This is a genomic window from Streptomyces sp. NPDC054849 (assembly GCF_053610945.1).
Map to the genome: position 1 here is coordinate 57,088 of NZ_JBSGZI010000031.1, position 17,186 is coordinate 74,273.

Genomic DNA, 17,186 nt, shown 5'->3' on the forward strand with positions numbered 1-17,186 from the left:
TTCCCGGCGGGCCTTCGACGGCGCCGCCGAGATGACGATAGGGAGGGCGCGGGTGGCGCCTGTAGCCGTCCGTTTGGGGGGCTTGCGTCCGGGAGCTGACTTTCGGATCTTGCCGGGGCGCGCCGCCCGGGACGGTCCGAGGGACCCGCCCCGGGTGGTCAGCCCCCGTCGAGGCTGTCCTCCTGTACCCGTCGGGCAAGGTCGAGCTTGGTGTATGTGGGGCGGCCCGCCTGCTGGTACTTGGCCTTGACCCGGTCCAGGTAGTCCTTGGCCGTGTGGACGGTGATGCCCGCGCGCCGGGCGGCGGACTTGAGGGTCATTCCGGATGCGTAGTCGAGGAGGATCTGCCGTTCCCGGGGGGAGAGCCGGGGGCGGGCGGGGCTGTCGTCGTGCGCGCAGGCGAAGGCGAGTTCCGCGGAGTGGGCGCTCCGGCCCGCCGCGAGGTCCTGGATGGCTGTGACCAGCGTCGGCAGGTCGTGGTCCTTGGTCAGGTAGCCGTCGGCGCCGGCCCGGACCGCCTCGATGATCCGGGAGCGGTCCGGCACCGTGCTGATCATCAGGACGCGGCTGCCGCTGCGCACGAGCCGCCGGATGTTGTCGGCAGGGGCGGAGCCGTCCCGCAGCACGAGGTCGAGGAGGACGATGTCGGCCGGGGTGTACGCCGCCCCGCCGCAGCCGTGCGGACGGTGCGGGTCCGGCGCGCCGAGGAGTTCACCGACCGTGGCCGCGGTCGCCGTGAGCCGCAGCTCGGGCACGCCGCCCAGCCAGGCCCGCAGGCCGTCGAGGAGCATCCGGTCGTCGTCGACCACCGCGACCGTGATCACCCGGGCCATCTGAGCTCCACCCGTACTCCCTCACCCGGGGCGGTGTCCACCGTCGCCCGGCCCCCCACCTCGGTCATCCTGTCGTGGACCGAACCGCGCAGCCCCAGGCCGGGCTCGCACCGCTCAGGGTCGAAGCCGGGCCCCCGGTCGACCACGGTGACCACGGCTCCCCCGCTTCGGTCCGGGTCCCCGGTCGCGGTGAGGTAGGCGTGTCCGGTGCCGGCATGCCGGCACACGTTGTTCAGGGCCTCCCGAACGGCGTCGCCCAGCGCGGCGGCGACCTCGGGCGGCACCTGCGGCAGGGCGTGGTACTGGGCGGTGACCCGCAGCTGGAGGCTCTCGACGGATCGGACCGCCTCCTCCAGGGCCGTGCCGATCTCCCGGTGGTGGACCTCGTCGGCGGTCTGCTGGATCAGGCGGCGCAGGTACGCGGCCTCGCGGGCGCAGCGTTCCCTCACCTCGGGGGCGTTGGCGTCGACCGTCCCCGCCGCAAGGGTGGTCAGCGTGGCGAGGACGGTGTCGTGCAGCGCCCGGTGGTGATCCAGCCGCTCGGCGTAGCGCGCCTTGTGCGCCTCCGCGGCCAGCGCCCGGGCGTTGGCGTCGTCGAGGAGGCGTCCCTGCCGGAGCAGATACCACCTGAAGGCCCAGGTCATCACGGCCGACGACACCAGCGAGTTGAGGTGGCCGAGGACCACGGAGGAGCTCGCGCCCACCATCTGGTAGCCGAGGGAGTGGGTCGCCACCAGGAGGGCGACCACGGCGACGGCGTGGCGCCGTGCGAGGGCGATGGCCGCGGCGGCGCTCGCGGATCCGCCGAGCAGCATGGCCCATGCGATGGTGGGGGGTTCGCGCACCCCACCCCAGAGGCAGAGGGCCAGGGGCAGCACGCACCCGGTCACGAGGACGTCCGCCCAGATGTGCCGCGGGTCGAACCGGCCGCGCCGCAGGGCCGTGCCGTACGCGAGCACGCTCAGTCCCAGGGCAGCGGCGAGTCCGACGAACTGCAGGGGCTCCGCGAGGCGATGGGCGACGGCGAGGACGCCGACCGTCAGATGGCTCCCCCGGTAGAGCAGGGTGGCCACGATCACGAAGGACTGGGCGCGCTGCAGCCCCGACCCCACCCCGGTCGCCCCTCGCAGCACTCGCATGCGGCGTATCTGTAAGGATTGCAATCCCAAGAAGACCACCCCTCCTCTGCCGTCGGCACCACGGGATCCCGGAGTCGGCCCCGGCGGAACGGGGTGGGCCCACGCGGCGGCCCGCAACTGCCAGTGTCATCAGGCATTTTGCCCTAGCGCCGGCACGCCAAATAGGCGCCTGTCGGCCTGCTCACGGTGTGGCCGGGGCCGGTCCCCCAGGTCGGCCGGAAAGGCCCTTTGACGCCGGCGCCCCCGCCGCCGGACTCCGGCCCCCGGCCCGTACGACGGGTGGAGCCCGTGGCCGGATCACGGTGCGTGGTACGGGCGTTGGGCCGACTGTACCCACGGCACTCCGTCGGCGGCGGGTACGGTTCACGGCATGGACGTTTCAGCAACCGGTTCGACCGCCGACCACGTGTCCCTGCCCACGGTGATCAAGGAGGCCGCGCGTCAACAGCTGGTGAAGGTGGGCGCCGGCGGGCTGTCCCTGGATGCCGTGGCACGCGACAGCGGGCTGACCGTCAACGACGTGGTGGCCGCCTTCCCGCACCGGGACGACCTGCTGACGGCACTGGTCGTCGACGCCTACAACGCGTCCGGATCCGCGATGGAGCAGGCCGACGCGGCCGCCGCAGCCGCGGGTGCGCCGGCGGGTGTGCGGCTCCTCGCGGTCACGCGTGCGCTGCGGCAGTGGTCTTTCGACAACACCGCCGAGTTCACGCTGATCTATGGCTCGCCGGTGCCCGGCTACCACGCCCCGCTGGACACGGTCCAGCCCGCCTCGCGCACTCCCGGGGTCCTCGGCGCCATCGTGCGGGCGGCGCTCGAGGGCGGTGAACTCACCCCGCCGCAGCGGCCGGTGCCCGGCCCGCCGCTGCTACTGCCGGCGGCCGTGGAGCTCTACGGTGGCGCGCCCGAGGCTCCGTTCTCGGACATCCTCGAACGCGGCATGGTCCTGTGGAGCAGTCTGATCGGCCTCCTGGTGTTCCAGGTCTTCAGCCGTACCCACGACAGCGTCAGGGACGAGGCCGCGTTCTTCGACTACGCGATCGCCGTGGCGGCCGAGAGCATCGGCCTCGTGGTCCCCGCGGGAGGGAACACCGACGACTGAAGCGGGCCGGTCGAACCGGCTGCTGATCTCCTCCGGTTCACGCTGCTGCGGCGTACTGCGGGGGCTGCACGTGGGTGAGGACGCCGTACTCGGACCGCCTCACCGGACGGCGGCGCCGGGGCAACCGGCGCCTCCGTCCGACGGTGACGCGCCACCGGCGGCTGCGGATGGGCAGGTCCAGGAAGTACGGGGTGCCGATCACGGCGGTCATGACGCCGGCGCGGGGCCGGTCCGACCCGTCGGACCGGTCGTCCTCCACGGGGCGAACGCGTTGTCCACCGACTTCATCGCCGGACGGAGATCCGGGAAGTGCCGCAGCAGCACGCTGGCCATGCTGTTGTTCTCGATCCAGTCGAGACCGGCCTGCGTGTAGACCTGGGGTGTGTAGTCCCTGGTCAGGAACCGGTCGCTGTTGAGGCGGCGGGATGCCATGAGGATGAAGATACGGAAGGCCGTGTCGCTGAAGGCGAAGCCCTTCGGCCGGGGCTCGGCGAACAGACCCACCATGAGGTCGACGCGTTCGATGTCGTCCTCGTACACGCGGCGCAGTTCCTCGGCCCAGGCCGGATCGTCGGTGAGCGAGTCGAAGTCCTTCGCCGGGGCGAGGTGGAGCCTGCGACGGAACTCGTTGTAACGGGGTACTCCGAGCTCCCGGATCCGCAGGACGTCGACCGCCCCGAGGTCCATCAGATTGCCGTCCGGCCGCCGGAACTCCTGCAGGAATTTGGGGTAGTTGTGCAGGGTGACCAGGCCCGGGTGCGCGGTGCCGAAGGAGTAGAACAGGTCCGTCAGGCTGTGCTTGCCGAGGATCTCGTAGGCGTGCCGGCCCGCCAGCTCCTCGAAGCCGGCCTCCTGCAGGAGGGAGTCGTCCGCGACCGAGCGGAAGCTCCAGTCGTCGGGGACCAGCGGATGCATCCGGTAGACGGCCACGAACTCCTCGGTGAGGGCGTACGGGACGCCGAAGTGGTCGGTACGGCCGCCCGCGATGCCGCTGAGCACCTCGCTCTCGCTGAGCCGGCCGAGCAGCCGGTGCACCCGCCGGCCCAGCAGCCCGTACCAGTTGGCGCGCATGCCGGTGGCGGTCGTCGGGTGGCTGATGACGGCGGGGGTCCACTCGATGGTGTGGATCTTGGCGATGAGCGCCGCGTTGACCAGCCGCGCCCGCTGGAAGAGCTCTTCGTCCGACCATCCCGGGTATTCGGCACGCAGCCGGTCGCAGATGGCGTTGTGCTCCAGGATGAACAGGGTGTGCAGCAGGGCGAGACCCACCCAGAACCCGGGGACGTTCGCCGGATCCCGTGCGGGGTCGTCCGAGAACAGCGCTCCGTTGTGGGGGACCTTGAGTCTGCCGCCCTCGCCCGCGCGCAGCTCCCGCTGGGCCGCGAGGTCGTCGCCGTAGAGCTGGGAGGCGTCCCACCAGTGCGACTTCTCGTTGATGTAGGTCGGCGGAAGACCGTCCGCGCCCTCAGGTCGGGTCGGGTCGGGCACGGTCCGCGGTACGAGCATCGGCCGCTCCGGCCAGGGGTCGTCGTCGAGCAGCTCGATCCGCCAGGAGCGGTCCGCGCTGCCCGTGCCGTGGCTGACCCAGTCCCGGATCATGAACTGCAGCCACGCGGCCACCAGGGCGTTGACCGATTCGGCTGGGATGAACTGCGTCCTGGTGAGGAGGGCCCGGCTCACCTCGCGCGGGTTCGGGGACAGGATCCCGGGCTCTGGTTCGGGGAAGTTCCCGTCCGGGGAGACGTTGCGGCCGAAGCGCGAACCGGCCATGCCCATGCGCGGGTTCGCGAGGTCGTTGTACGTACCGTCGGCCGTGCGCTCGGTGAGGTGCCGCGGGTCCGGCGGTCCGACGGGCGGCAGGTTCCGCGCCGGGTAGGCGGTGGTGTCGAACAGGTTCTCGCGGCGCAGTCGGTTGCGCAGACCGATGAGGGCCAGCAGGCCGAGCGGGGTCGGCAGGTTCTGCCAGCCGATCCTGCGGTCGGCGGCCAGCGCCAGCTTGTCGTGCAGCTGCACGAACGAGGAGGTGGTGCCGGTGTCACCGGCGTCCTGCGGCGTCTTGCGGTCCGCGGAGCCGTGGGGAGCTCTACGCATCGTGGAAGCCCTTCCGGCGTCGGTTGGGGCGGGTGGGCCGGGGTCACGGTCGGGTCGGGGTCGAAGGCGTGGCTCGGAGGGGCACGCCGCTCGGGGGAGGTTGCGTGCCGACGGGCGGGCCCGGACGGGCTCGTCCGCGTCCCGGGGGAGCAGCAGCGCGACGCCGGGGACCCCGGTTCGCACACCGGGCATCGCAGCCCTCGGATCACATCGCTGCCGCTGATACGACGCTATGGCATGGGTGGCCGGATCGCGCGCCCAAGCGGTCGGGCGGGGGCGGTTCACAGCCCCGATGGCGATCTTCACACGTACATGCCAGCCTCGGAGACGGGCTCGTCATAACCCTGGCCACTGGTCTGGACGGCGCGAGCGATCCCGGAGGACCTTGCCGGGCCCGCGCTGCCCGGCAAGATCCGAGAGACAAGATCCGAGAGACACGCCCTACCCGAAGACCTCGGCACCCGGGTACGGCGCGTCCTCCCGTACGGGCGGCACGAGATATGTACCGCCCGCGCGTACGGTCAGCAGCCGGCCGGCCGGACCGTCCGGGCCCGGCTGCCCGCCGAAGTTGACGCTGCCCAGCCAGCCTCGCTGGGTGAGGACGCGCAGGACCCGGTCGGGGCTGTCCTGGAAGCTGACGAAGTTCAGCCCGACCCGGAACCCGGGTGCGGACGCGACCGGTTCGAAGAACTCGTACCCCTGCCGGAACACCCGCAGCGAGCCGCCCAGATCAGGATCGTTGGTGCCCAGATTGGCCCGGCGCACATGAGCGGCCAGCAGCACCGGGTCGGAGACGGGACCCGGCTGGAGGAAGTCCTCGTTGCCCTCCTGGGTCACCTCGGTGGTTCCGGCGACCGGGCACCCCCGGGCCGGTACGGGCCGCCCCTGCGCGTCCCTCCCGGTCAGCGGGGCTCCGGAGAGCTTGTCCCGGCCGACCAGCAGTTCCTGTTCCGCCCGGGGCAGATGCTGCCACTGGGTGAGGTCGACGGCGAGGCGCAGGAAGACCAGGTACGTGCCGCCGACGGTCCAGGTGTCGTGGCCCGCCTCGGACTCCCCGATGCTGATGACGCCTTCCCGCTCATGGCTGGCCAGGTTGGACACCCCGTCGTGGAACCCGATCCAGCTGCGCCGGTCGTCACGCTGGAAGCCGGTCTGGATCCCCGCGATCTCCAGCGTCCCGGCCCCCGTCTCGCGGTCCCGTCCGCCGCTCAGCAGTTTCCACAGCTCCACCACGGCGCGCGACACCGCGAGCTGGGTCTGCGCGGTGAGCTGGACGCAGAACTCCTCCGTGGCGTCGTTGCGGACGATGTCCGCCGCGTACGGCAGGCCCCCGCCGACCAGCAGCGGCCCGCCCCCGGTGGGGCGCGGGGAGCGGAACAGGAAGCGTGGGCCGAGGGCGTCGGGGCACGGATGCTTGACGTCGGGGATCGCGAAGGCCTTGGGACCGAAGCCGAGGAGGAACTCCAGCTCCCCCGTCGGCACCGGGTGGCCGGGCAGCTCGACCACCGCGCCTTCGGCGAGGCCGCGCAGCAGCTCGGTGATCCCGCGCAGCGCGGTGTCGACGGCTCCGGCGTCGGCCTCGGGGTCGGCGCGCAGGAACACCAGCGCGAAGTGTCCGGGCGGGCGGCGGGCGGGTCCGTGGTAGATGCCCTTCTGGAGGGTGGTCACCGGCCCCCACCACGCAGCCCGCTCAGCGGCACCGGCACCGGCTGCCCGTGCTCCGCGTCGAAGGCGTTCTTGAGCGGCCCCACCGTGTCGGTGCAGACGGACGCCTCCCGGCAGCGGATCGGCCCGGGCGATTCGGGCAGTTCGACGAAGTCCGCCGGCGGCACGGTCGTCGGCCCGCCGAGGGCGACCACCGGGCCCACCTGCACCTGGCGCACGACCTGGTAGCCACCGGTCAGCGGCTCCTCCAGTGCGCCCTCCACCACGGTGATCTCGTCGAGGAAGTGCGGATCGTCGTCGGCCGGGCCGAATTCCAGCCGCTGGTGCAGCCCCTGTCGCCCGCGCCCCAGCCGGATCCACGGGTCCGGGACGGGGCCGCCCTCGAAGAGGAAGACCTCGGACGTGAACTGCTGGATGTACATCCCCAGCGGGTCGGCGAAGGACACGGTGCGCCCCTCGAAGGCGGCGCCCGCCGCGGCGAGGGCGGCCGCGGGGTCGGCGTGCCGGCAGGCCAGGGCTTCGAGGCCGGGTTGCTGCCGGAAGATCTGGTCGCGCCGCGCCTTGGCGAGAACGCCCTCATCGGTCCGGCGTGCGTAGGGCTTGGCGCCGAACAGCACGATGTAGATCAGGTCGTCGAGCCCGTTGATGGGATGGGCCATGAACAGGGCGTTGACCGCGTTGAGGGAGCCGACGGGCGTCTGCGGGACACCGGCTTCGACGAGGTCGTCATGCGTTCCGTTGCCGGCCAGCTGACGGGCGAAGGCGACCCGGCGCTGCTTGGGGCTGAGCGGTTTGGGGTCCGCGACCGAGGGTCCGTACAGCTCCTGCCAGCGGGGCTCGGTACCCAGAGTGTCCGTCACGATCTCGCGCAGGAGGTCCGGCGCCTGCTCGGCGAGCACCTGGTAGTACTCGGGCAGTTCGGTGGTCACCTGCACCCGCTTGGGGCGCAGGCGGCCCTGGCTGTCCGGAGCGGTGACGACCGCGTACTCGCAGTACTCGTTGTGCAGGGCCCGGCGCCCCCGGACGCCCCAGTCCGACAGCCGGGCGGCCGTCGCCCGGTCGAAGCAGAACTCCGGCTCGGCCGGGGCCCCGAACCAGGTCACGGGGACGCGTTCGGCGGCGGGATCGGCGGGTTCGAGCGTGAAGTAGTCGCTCCGCAGGGACGCGAGACGTGCGAACTCCGCGTCGATCACGCGGTTCCAGTGGTCGAGGACGTCGTCCGGCAGATCGTCGGCCAGTCCGGGGGCAGAGAAGGACGAGGGCATGCTGACACCTCCCGGCGGGACGGCTAGGGCCCCGCAGGTGACGTAGGGCACGAAAGGACCGTCACTGAGCGTATCCGAAGTAACGCACTGTGTGCACGCATGTCGCGTGCAAGCCCTGACCCGACCGGCGCGGCGGCGAGGGCGCCCGGCGTGGAAGCCCTGACCTTCCGAGCCTAACTCCCTTGGCACAGGCGGTGGTTGCCTTTCCAGCCCTGGGCGGCGGGCCGGGTCCCGGAGAGCTACGCTCGATGTGTATCGGGGCGGATCCGCTGATCGTGGAGGTCGGCATGGATGTCACGGTGGGCACGTTCAATCTGAACAATCTGTTCTCGCGGTTCAACTTCCGGGCCGAGGTGGAGGCGATCCGGCCGACCGGGCCCGACGGCATGCTGACGTCCGGCTACGTGTTCAAAGACCCCGAGAAAGTGCGCATCCGCACGTACAGGGGGAAGCTGGTGAAGGGGATCAGCCACGAGGAACAGGTGACGCTCGCCCGGCGCATCGTCGGGATGGACCTCGACGTCCTGGCCGTCCAGGAGGTCGAGGACATCGACACCCTGCGGTTCTTCGTCGCTCGGCATCTCGGCGAGGCCTACAGGCACCTGTCGCTGATCGAAGGCAACGACCCCCGGTTGATCGACCTCGCCGTGCTGTCCAAGTTCCCCGTCGGGGCGGTCACCTCCTGGCAGCACGCGGTCCATCCCGAGGCACCCGGCGAACGGGTGTTCAGCCGGGACCTGCTGGAAGTGGACATCCTGGATCCGCGCGACCCCGACCGGACGCTGCTGACGGTCTTCAACAATCACCTCAAGAGCCAGTTCGTGGAGCACACGATGGACCCCCTGGTGGGCAAGATGCTGGCCGACCGCCGTCGCACCCTGCAGGCGCAGACCCTCGCCAGGATCGTCGCCGCACGCACCCGTCCCGACGGGCGGTTCGTCGTCCTGGGCGACATGAACGACACGCCGGAGTCGCCGGCTCTCGCGCCGCTGGCTTCACCGTCTCCGCAACTGACGCTGAAGGAGGCGCTGGCCGACCCCGAAGAGACGAGGGAGCCGAAGCCCGACGATCCGCCCCCGCCGGCGTCGGGCTCGTGGACCCACCGGTTCAAGGAGGCCGGCCGGCCCGCCCGGTACGAGCTCTTCGACCAGATCTGGCTCAGCCCCCGCCTCGATTCACGGCGGAAGAGCTCGCACATCGACCGGCGCACCAAGCACGCCGGCGACGGATCGGACCACGACCCCGCCTGGGTGGTCCTCGACCTCTGACCTCCCTCGCGGTCCCGAACGGAGGGATGACCATGCCACTGCAGAACTACGGAGTACTGGCCTGCCGGATCGTCGGCCGGCGCCGCGAGGGCGCTCCCGACGACACCCCGCACTACCAGCTGCACCTCACGGACAACGCCGGTACCGAGTACCGCGGGGCGGTCAACGTCCTGTCCCAGCAGTTTCCGTCCGAGCTGCTGTTCCTGTCCGATGAGGATTTCCGCCACCCGGTGACCGGGCAGCTGCCGGAGGCGGGCAGCGGATGGACCCCGCTGCCCCGGCGGCCGGGAGGGGCGAGTCTCGACTTCATCCGGGGCAATCTGTTCGCTCCGGAAGCCATGCGCCCGCTGCCGCCCGACGTGCCCGGCCAGGACAACGACCTGTCCGACCGGCTGGATCACTACGTGGTACGGGCCACCACCGACCCCACGGTCGCCGCCTACATCTTCGGCGAGCGATTCGGGCCGGAGCGGAACAAGCCTGACAAGGTGTTCGGCTTCCTGCCCGGCAACGGTGTGCACGACATCCACATGAACCAGGGCAGCGTCGGACGCTTCAGCTCCAGCAACGGGGTGTGGCAGGACGGCGGTCTGCTCATGCACTTCCCCTCGGAATCACGCTGGGTCGGCATCTTCCTTGCCTTCCAGTCCCAGGCCTGGCACACCGACGAACGGACCGGCCACCCGATCGAGACGGCGGAGCCGCGGCCCGTCGAGCGCGACGCCTCGGTGCGCATCGTGGCCGCGCTGGTCAACCCTGCGGGCCCGGCGCCGGAGCGCGAGACGATCACGCTCCTCAACGCTTCACCCGCCCCGGTCGAACTCGACGGCTGGATGCTGGCCGACGCGCAGGACCACATGCTTCCGCTGCCCGCGGAGGCCATCCCAGCCGGAACGACCCTGACCGTCTCCGGCGGGAACGGCTTCGAACTCGCCAACCGCGGCGGGGCCATCACGCTGCTCGACCGCACCGGGCTCAAGGTCCACGGCGTCTCGTACACGGAGGAACAGGCACGGCGCGAGGGCTGGACCGTCTCCTTCTGAGCCGAAGGGCTCGGCCGGCAGCTCGTAGGAGCGCTGTCGGCCGGGTCGGGTCGCAGGTCAGGGTGTTGGCTGTCACAAGGCGGAGTCGCCTTGGCTGCCGGGCCGCTTGTCGCGGAGGAAGAGGGCGGTGGTGAGGGTCCCGAAGACCACGATCGCGGTGTTCACGATGACTGCGGTCGTGATGCCCGCGTGGATGTCCGTGTTCGCCGCGGCGATCGCGGACATGATCGGCGTACCCATCGTGATGCCGATCTGCTGCGTCATCGTGGCCAGGCCGCTCGCCATGCCCTGCTCGTGATCCGGCAGTCCGGTGGTGGCGGTGACCATGAACCCGACGATCACCAGCATGTTCCCCACCCCGCCCGCGAACGTCGCCACCAGCAGCAGCCACATGCTCGACGAGGTCTCACCCAGCACGATCAGGCTCAGCGTCGCCACCGCCTGGAGAAGACCACCTGCGATCAGCGTCGTGCGGGTACTGGTCGCCGCGATGACCCGCGGTGCGATGGAACCACCGATCACCGTGCCGATGCCCAGCACACCGAACGACAGACCCGCCGTCAGCGGCGAGAAGTGCAGCACTTCCTGAAGGTAGAGCGTCATCAGGAAGACCAGGCTGGTCTCCGTCAGGAACGCGATCAGTCCCGCGATATTGCCCCAGGCCACCGTCTTCTTCTTCAACACCGACACCGACACCAGCGGAGCAGCACTCTTCGACTCGATCGCATAGAACACGACCAGCAGCGTCACACCCGCAGCCAGCCAGCTTAGCGCCGCGCCCGAACCCCAACCGTGCTCGCCCGCCTGCGTCAGACCGTAGATCAAAGCCAGCAGACCCACCGTCACCGCAGTGGCCCCCGGCAGGTCCAGCTTCGGACGCACCGACGGACGCGACTCCTTGATCACAGCAGGAGCGATCAGCAACACCCCAAGCGCCACCGGCACATTGACGAAGAACGCCCACCGCCACGACAGCACGTCCGTCAGAACACCACCCAGGATCGCGCCCGTCGTGAACCCCGCCGACATCAACGCTCCGTTCAATCCCAGCGCCTTCTGCCGCAGCGGCCCCTCCGGGAACGAGGTGGTGAGCAGGGACAAGCCCGCCGGCGTCACCGCGGCCGTCGCCAGCCCCTGGAACACGCGGCCATAACCGCCCTGGGCGAATTCCTTCGCACCCGTCGGGCCCAGCTGCAGCCCGAGGACGTCGGGCTCCCCTCCCACGGCACCCGGCGGCGCGTGCCCGGACTGCGGCGGGAGGAGCTCGCCCTGTTGGCCGGCGTGAGCATCACGTACTGCACGCATCTGGAGCAGGGGCAGAGTGCGAACGCCTCGGACAGCGTCCTCGACGCCCTGGCCCGCGCCTTACGCCTCACCCCGGACGAGCACGCGCATCTGCTCAACCTCGCCCGGCCGCCGCGCGTCAAGCGGGCCACGTCGCCTCGTCCCGAGTGCGCCCGGGACACGACGCGCCGGCTGATCGGTGCGATGCCGCAGGTGCCCGCCGTCGTCCTGGACGGCCGCAACAACGTGCCGGCCTGGAACCCCCTGGGTCACGCCCTGCTCGCCGGGCACCTCGACTTCGCGAGCCCCGAGGACCCGGCCGTACGCCCCAATCTCACACGGATGCTGTTCCTCGACCCGCACACCCGGGAGCTCTACACGGACTGGAAGAGCGAGGCACGTGTGGCGCTGGCGGCCCTGCGCCTGGTGGCCGGACGCAATCCCGAGGACCGGGCGCTCGCCGAGCTCATCGGGTCGCTCATGCTGCAGAGCCCCGACTTCGCTTCGCTCTGGTCCAAGCACCCCGTACGGGACTGCACGGTCGGCACCAAGACCCTGCACCACCCGGTCGTGGGACCGCTGACCCTCGACTTCGAGAGTCTGCACCTCACCGACGGCGCCAACCACCGGATGCTGCTGTACAGCGCCCCCGAGTCCTCCGCCTCCGATGCCGGCCTGCGCATGCTGTCGACCCTGACCGCCGGTCCCGCCGCGAAGGGGGAAACCCCGAGCCGGCATCCCTCGCGGCTCGAGGGGGAGCCGTAACAGCCCGCTGCACGTGCGGCCTTGACGCCACGAGCAGCCTGCGGGAGGAGTGGCTGGTCAGACCTTCCTGACCACGCTGGACTTGAGCTGCATCTGGCCGAAGCCCTCGATCCTGCAGTCGATGTCGTGGCCGTCGACACCGTCGACGAGACGGATGTTGCGCACCTTGGTGCCCGCCTTGATGCCCGTCGGGCTGCCTTTGACCTTCAGTCCCTTGACGACCGTCACGGTGTCGCCGTCGGCCAGGACGTTGCCGACCGCGTCCTTGACCACCCGCTGCTCGGAGGCGGCGCCGGACTCGGCGGCGGCGAGCGGCCACTCGTGCCCGCACTCGGGACAGATCAGCAGGGCGCCCATCTCGTAGGCGTACGCGCCGGAGCATTCGGGGCAGGGAGGCAGGGGGGTCTCAGTCACCGGGACAGTTTATTTCAGGCCATGGGCGCAGAGCGGCACCGCCCGGCTCCCGCAGGAGTCCGGTCCGAGAACCAGGACCACTCCGTGCGGGGGTACGCCGGTCGCAACGCCGTCACCCAGTGGACCCGGGCTGCGCCGCGCCGCGACAGGGGCGCGCGGCGCGTGCAGGACACCCGAGACGCGCGAGGCGGTGGTCCGGCCTCCGGAACTGCCGGAACTGCCGGAACTGCCCTCGCAGAACGGCGCGTTGTCGTTCCCGCCGCCGCCGGTCCTGTCGGATGATCTTTCAGGGACCCGCGGCCGGCCGGACCGACCGGTCCGCGGTGCCCCGATCCGCCCTGACGACCCGACCAGAGGAACACAGTGCCCCTGCCCATGAACCGACGTCTCGCCCTCAGCGCAGCCCTGCTGGCGGCGATGGCCGCTGTGGCTCCGGCGACCTCCGCCCACGCCGCTCCCTCCCTCTCCCCCGATCTCGAGGCGCTCAGCCAGGCGCTGCGGAACACGACCGCCGCCGGAGCGCCGGGCGCCATGGCCCGCTTCAGCGGCCCCCTCGGCGTCCGGACCAGGACCGAGGGCGTACGCGACAAGACCACGGGCTCGGCCATGGACACGCAGGCCCGCTTCCGGATCGGCAGCGTCAGCAAGACGTTCTCCGCCGTCGTCCTGCTGCAGCTGGTGGCCGAAGGGCGGATCCAGCTGGACACCGCCGTCAATCACTACCTGCCCGGCCTGCTGCCCGACGACCGGATCACCGTGCGTCACCTGCTGAGTCACCGGAGCGGGCTGGCGGACTACACCGATGCCATGTTCGCGAAGACCGTGCCCGGCTTCGAGGCCGTGCGCAACAAGGTGTTCAGCTACCAGGAGCTGCTGGACCTCTCCCTGCGCGAGCCGCGGACGACCGTGCCCGGCGCGGCGTACAAGTACTCGAACACCAATTTCGTGGTCGTCGGCATGCTCATCGAGAAGGCCACCGGCAACCGGGTGGCCACGGAGTACGAGCAGCGCATCTTCAAGCCGCTCGGGCTGCGCCACACCTCCTACGTGCACCCCACCACACAGATCAAGGGACTGCACGCGCGCGGCTACCTCCACCCGGACGAGGCCGGTGCGCCGCTGGTCGACTCCACCGAGCAGACGGTGTCCTGGGCCCAGTCCGCAGGAGCGGTGATCTCCAGCCCGGCCGATCTGAACACCTTCACGTCCGCGCTGCTCGGCGGCCGGCTGCTGTCGCCCGCCATGCTGGACGCCATGGTCACGGTGACCCCGACCGACACCACGAACACCCGGTTCTACGGGCTCGGCCTGCGCCGGTACGACCTCTCCTGCGGCACGTCGGTCTACGGACACACCGGTACCGTGCAGGGCTTCTACACGTACGCCTTCTCCACGCGCGACGGCCGGCGCAGTCTCGCCGCCATGGCGAACACCTCGAACAGGGGCTCGGCGAACACGGCTCTCGGCGGGACCCTCGAAGCCGCGTTCTGCGGCAAGCAGCCGGCGAAGGCCACCAAGCGCGGATTCGGGTTCGCCCCGGCCGAGATGGACCTGCCGGAGCACAACGCGCGCTGACGTGCGGTGGGACCGACGGGCGAGGAGGGGCGGCGTGCGAGGAGGGCGCGTGCCGCCCGCTCAGCCGTTGCCCACCGCGTCGTCGCAGGCGGGGCAGACCCGGCTCGCGTACTGCGGGTCGTACCACGTGGAGCCGGGCTGCCCCGCGGGCGGCCACGAGGCCGCCTGCATCGCGAACGTGTCCCGGCCGCAGAACGTTCGCGGACCGGGGACGGCGGTCATGCCGGGGGCGCCGGGGGCGGCGTGCACGCGCAGGACGGGCGCGCCGCCGCCACCTGCCGGGCCGTCCGGGTCGTGCGCCGTCACCGGTTCGTCGACCTCGTACACCACGACGGTTCCAGTCATCCCCCGACGGTAGGCCGCCCGGGCAGCTCACGCCGCCTCGACACCGCGAAACGCGGATCGGAATCGGGGCCGTATCCGCCGACCGCCTGAAAGCTGAACGCGCAGCCCTTCCGGGGAGAAGCCCGACTGACGAGTCATCAGGTCATCCGTCCCGGACTCTTGACTCCGTGGGTGCCAGTCGCGATTCTCGTCCCACTGTTTGTGCGGTCCATGTCAAGTAGCGCCGTGCCCGGCCCGGCCGTGCCGTGCGGCTTGTCGTGCCCCCCGACCGAAGACGTGAGTGATGACCATTTCCCGACACACGCACCGCAGGCGCAGGCCCCTCGCCGTCCTGTCATTGCTCCTCGCCGTCGTGGCGATGGTGCTCGGCCCCGTCCCCAGCTCCTCCGCCGACCCCGGCTGGTGGAACCCGGTCGCGCGGCCCGCGCCCGACTCCGCGATCAACGTCACGGGCGAACCCTTCAAGGGCACCGACGCGCAGGGACGGGTCCGCGGCTTCGTCGACGCGCACGACCACCTGATGTCCAACGAGGGCTTCGGCGGCCGCCTGATCTGCGGAAAGCCGTTCTCCGACCTGGGAGTGGCCGACGCGCTCAAGGACTGCCCCGAGCACTACCCCGACGGCTCGCTCGCGATCTTCGACTTCATCACCAAGGGCGGCGACGGCAAGCACGACCCCGATGGCTGGCCGACCTTCAAGGACTGGCCCGCCCACGACTCGCTGACCCACCAGCAGAACTACTACGCCTGGGTCGAACGCGCCTGGCGCGGCGGTCAGCGGGTCCTCGTCAACGACCTCGTGACGAACGGCGTGATCTGCTCGGTCTACTTCTTCAAGGACCGCAGCTGCGACGAGATGACCGCCATCCGCCTGGAGGCGCAGAAGACGTACGACATGCAGGCGTACATCGACAAGATGTACGGCGGCCCGGGCAAGGGCTGGTTCAGGATCGTCACGGACTCCGACCAGGCCCGCGACGTCATCAAGCAGGGCAAGCTGGCCGTCGTCCTCGGGGTGGAGACCTCCGAGCCCTTCGGCTGCAAGCAGATCCTGGACATCGCGCAGTGCAGCAAGGCGGACATCGACCGCGGCCTGGACGAACTGCACAAGCTGGGCGTGCGCAGCATGTTCCTCTGCCACAAGTTCGACAACGCCCTGTGCGGGGTCCGCTTCGACCAGGGCGCCCTCGGCACCGCGATCAACGTGGGCCAGTTCCTGTCGACCGGCACCTTCTGGAAGACGGAGAAGTGCACCGGTCCGCAGCACGACAACCCGATCGGCCTCGCGGCGGCGCCCGCGGCCCAGAAGGAGCTGCCGGCGGGCGTGTCGGTCCCCTCGTACGCGGCGGACGCACAGTGCAATACGCGCGGTCTCACCGAGCTCGGCGACTACGCCGTCCGCGGCATGATGAAACGCAAGATGATGCTGGAGATCGACCACATGAGCGTCAAGGCCGCGGGCCAGGCCTTCGACATCCTGGAGTCCGAGTCCTATCCGGGCATCATCTCCTCGCACAGCTGGATGGACCTCAACTGGACCGAGCGGCTCTACAAGCTCGGCGGCTTCATCGCCCAGTACATGGGCGGCGCCGAAGGGTTCAGCGCGGAGGCGAAGCGCACGGACGCGCTGCGCGAGAAGTACAACGTCGGCTACGGCTACGGCACCGACATGAACGGCGTCGGCGGCTGGCCCGGTCCCCGCGGCGCCGACACCCCGAACCCGGTGCGCTACCCCTTCCGCAGCACCGACGGCGGCTCCGTCATCGACAAGCAGACCACCGGGCAGCGCACGTGGGACCTCAACACCGACGGCGCCTCGCACTACGGCCTGGTGCCGGACTGGATCGAGGACATCCGGATCATCGGCGGCCAGGACGTGGTGGACGATCTCTTCCGGGGTGCCGAGTCCTACCTCACCACCTTGGGTTCGTCGGAGAAGCACAAGGCCGGGGTGAATCTGGCCGCGGGCGCGGCCGCCTCGGCCAGCTCGTCGGAGTGGAACCCGTTCACGAGCTACGCGCCGTACCGGGCGGTCGACGGCAACACGGGCACCCGCTGGGCGAGCGACTGGAGCGACGACCAGTGGTTCCAGGTCGACCTCGGGACCCCGAGCCTGGTCAAGCGCGTCACGCTCGACTGGGAGCGCGCGCACGGAAAGGCGTACCGCGTCGAGCTGTCGGCCGACGGCACGAACTGGCAGTCCGCATGGTCCACCACCACCGGGGACGGCGGCCTGGACACGGCACTGTTCACCGGCACCACGGCCCGCTACGTCCGCATCCACGGGCTGCAGCGCGGCACCCAGTGGGGGTACTCGCTCCACGAGGTCGGCGTCTACAGCAGCTGACGCCGCCGAGGCGGCGTCCAGGGCCGGGGCCGGCCGGATCGGCGACGATC

The 17,186-nt window shown here is 70.9% G+C and carries 15 protein-coding genes; 6 read left to right on the forward strand and 9 right to left on the reverse strand.

Going from position 1 to position 17,186, the window contains the following annotated elements; translation table 11 throughout:
* Window positions 1-158 precede the first annotated feature (158 nt).
* Window positions 159-833: a response regulator gene (locus tag ACWGIF_RS16465; protein ID WP_453497280.1), complete on the reverse strand. Its 675-nt coding sequence runs from the start codon at window positions 831-833 to the stop codon at window positions 159-161.
* Window positions 821-1,972, reverse strand: a complete 1,152-nt coding sequence (locus ACWGIF_RS16470; RefSeq protein ID WP_453497283.1) for a sensor histidine kinase — start codon at window positions 1,970-1,972, stop codon at window positions 821-823. Before ACWGIF_RS16470 ends, ACWGIF_RS16465 begins: the two co-directional genes overlap by 13 nt.
* Before the next feature lie 370 nt (window positions 1,973-2,342).
* On the opposite strand from ACWGIF_RS16470, the gene ACWGIF_RS16475 reads away from it, so the two are divergent.
* Window positions 2,343-3,074 carry a WHG domain-containing protein gene (locus ACWGIF_RS16475; protein ID WP_453497286.1) on the forward strand — a complete coding sequence of 244 codons (732 nt, stop codon included), beginning with the start codon at window positions 2,343-2,345 and terminating at the stop codon, window positions 3,072-3,074.
* Between the two features lie 37 nt (window positions 3,075-3,111).
* Here ACWGIF_RS16475 and ACWGIF_RS16480 read toward each other — a convergent pair whose 3' ends face one another.
* The 4 genes from ACWGIF_RS16480 to ACWGIF_RS16495 form a co-directional block, all read right to left on the reverse strand.
* Window positions 3,112-3,285, reverse strand: a complete 174-nt coding sequence (locus ACWGIF_RS16480) for a hypothetical protein (RefSeq protein ID WP_453497288.1) — start codon at window positions 3,283-3,285, stop codon at window positions 3,112-3,114.
* Window positions 3,282-5,165: a peroxidase family protein gene (locus ACWGIF_RS16485; protein ID WP_453497291.1), complete on the reverse strand. Its 1,884-nt coding sequence runs from the start codon at window positions 5,163-5,165 to the stop codon at window positions 3,282-3,284. The genes ACWGIF_RS16480 and ACWGIF_RS16485 overlap by 4 nt, the downstream gene beginning before the upstream one ends.
* A gap of 441 nt (window positions 5,166-5,606) precedes the next feature.
* Window positions 5,607-6,833 carry a Dyp-type peroxidase gene (locus tag ACWGIF_RS16490; RefSeq protein WP_453497294.1) on the reverse strand — a complete coding sequence of 409 codons (1,227 nt, stop codon included), beginning with the start codon at window positions 6,831-6,833 and terminating at the stop codon, window positions 5,607-5,609.
* Entirely contained in the window at window positions 6,830-8,095 is a 1,266-nt protein-coding gene (locus tag ACWGIF_RS16495) for a hypothetical protein (protein ID WP_453497297.1), read from the reverse strand. The genes ACWGIF_RS16490 and ACWGIF_RS16495 overlap by 4 nt, the downstream gene beginning before the upstream one ends.
* 287 nt (window positions 8,096-8,382) lie before the next feature.
* On the opposite strand from ACWGIF_RS16495, the gene ACWGIF_RS16500 reads away from it, so the two are divergent.
* Entirely contained in the window at window positions 8,383-9,363 is a 981-nt protein-coding gene (locus tag ACWGIF_RS16500) for an endonuclease/exonuclease/phosphatase family protein (protein ID WP_453497300.1), read from the forward strand.
* A gap of 32 nt (window positions 9,364-9,395) precedes the next feature.
* A complete protein-coding gene (locus tag ACWGIF_RS16505) occupies window positions 9,396-10,406 on the forward strand; it encodes a DUF2278 family protein (protein ID WP_453497303.1) in 1,011 nt (336 codons plus the stop codon).
* A gap of 72 nt (window positions 10,407-10,478) precedes the next feature.
* On the opposite strand, the gene ACWGIF_RS16510 is transcribed toward ACWGIF_RS16505, so the two are convergent.
* Window positions 10,479-11,603: an MFS transporter gene (locus tag ACWGIF_RS16510; protein WP_453497317.1), complete on the reverse strand. Its 1,125-nt coding sequence runs from the start codon at window positions 11,601-11,603 to the stop codon at window positions 10,479-10,481.
* On the opposite strand from ACWGIF_RS16510, the gene ACWGIF_RS16515 reads away from it, so the two are divergent.
* Window positions 11,556-12,455, forward strand: a complete 900-nt coding sequence (locus ACWGIF_RS16515; protein WP_453497320.1) for a helix-turn-helix transcriptional regulator — start codon at window positions 11,556-11,558, stop codon at window positions 12,453-12,455. The two genes, ACWGIF_RS16510 and ACWGIF_RS16515, sit on opposite strands and share 48 nt — an antisense overlap.
* A gap of 57 nt (window positions 12,456-12,512) precedes the next feature.
* On the opposite strand, the gene ACWGIF_RS16520 is transcribed toward ACWGIF_RS16515, so the two are convergent.
* Window positions 12,513-12,869 carry a zinc ribbon domain-containing protein YjdM gene (locus ACWGIF_RS16520; RefSeq protein WP_453497305.1) on the reverse strand — a complete coding sequence of 119 codons (357 nt, stop codon included), beginning with the start codon at window positions 12,867-12,869 and terminating at the stop codon, window positions 12,513-12,515.
* Window positions 12,870-13,244: 375 nt separating this feature from the next.
* Here ACWGIF_RS16520 and ACWGIF_RS16525 point away from each other — a divergent pair, with 375 nt between their 5' ends.
* Entirely contained in the window at window positions 13,245-14,444 is a 1,200-nt protein-coding gene (locus tag ACWGIF_RS16525) for a serine hydrolase domain-containing protein (protein WP_453497308.1), read from the forward strand.
* Window positions 14,445-14,504: 60 nt separating this feature from the next.
* On the opposite strand, the gene ACWGIF_RS16530 is transcribed toward ACWGIF_RS16525, so the two are convergent.
* Window positions 14,505-14,789, reverse strand: a complete 285-nt coding sequence (locus ACWGIF_RS16530; RefSeq protein WP_453497311.1) for a hypothetical protein — start codon at window positions 14,787-14,789, stop codon at window positions 14,505-14,507.
* Between the two features lie 283 nt (window positions 14,790-15,072).
* Between ACWGIF_RS16530 and ACWGIF_RS16535 the strand changes: the two genes are divergently transcribed.
* A complete protein-coding gene (locus ACWGIF_RS16535) occupies window positions 15,073-17,136 on the forward strand; it encodes a galactose-binding domain-containing protein (RefSeq protein ID WP_453497314.1) in 2,064 nt (687 codons plus the stop codon).
* The last annotated feature ends 50 nt before the right edge of the window (window positions 17,137-17,186 follow it).

Excerpts from the sequence above, each read along its gene's own strand:
- ACWGIF_RS16465 (WP_453497280.1), bottom strand. The coding sequence starts at position 833 with ATGGCCCGGGTGATCACGGTCGCGGTGGTCGACGACGACCGGATGCTC.
- ACWGIF_RS16470 (WP_453497283.1), bottom strand. The coding sequence starts at position 1,972 with ATGCGAGTGCTGCGAGGGGCGACCGGGGTGGGGTCGGGGCTGCAGCGC.
- ACWGIF_RS16475 (WP_453497286.1), top strand. The coding sequence starts at position 2,343 with ATGGACGTTTCAGCAACCGGTTCGACCGCCGACCACGTGTCCCTGCCC.
- ACWGIF_RS16480 (WP_453497288.1), bottom strand. The coding sequence starts at position 3,285 with ATGACCGCCGTGATCGGCACCCCGTACTTCCTGGACCTGCCCATCCGC.
- ACWGIF_RS16485 (WP_453497291.1), bottom strand. The coding sequence starts at position 5,165 with ATGCGTAGAGCTCCCCACGGCTCCGCGGACCGCAAGACGCCGCAGGAC.
- ACWGIF_RS16495 (WP_453497297.1), bottom strand. The coding sequence starts at position 8,095 with ATGCCCTCGTCCTTCTCTGCCCCCGGACTGGCCGACGATCTGCCGGAC.
- ACWGIF_RS16500 (WP_453497300.1), top strand. The coding sequence starts at position 8,383 with ATGGATGTCACGGTGGGCACGTTCAATCTGAACAATCTGTTCTCGCGG.
- ACWGIF_RS16505 (WP_453497303.1), top strand. The coding sequence starts at position 9,396 with ATGCCACTGCAGAACTACGGAGTACTGGCCTGCCGGATCGTCGGCCGG.
- ACWGIF_RS16525 (WP_453497308.1), top strand. The coding sequence starts at position 13,245 with ATGAACCGACGTCTCGCCCTCAGCGCAGCCCTGCTGGCGGCGATGGCC.
- ACWGIF_RS16530 (WP_453497311.1), bottom strand. The coding sequence starts at position 14,789 with ATGACTGGAACCGTCGTGGTGTACGAGGTCGACGAACCGGTGACGGCG.
- ACWGIF_RS16535 (WP_453497314.1), top strand. The coding sequence starts at position 15,073 with ATGACCATTTCCCGACACACGCACCGCAGGCGCAGGCCCCTCGCCGTC.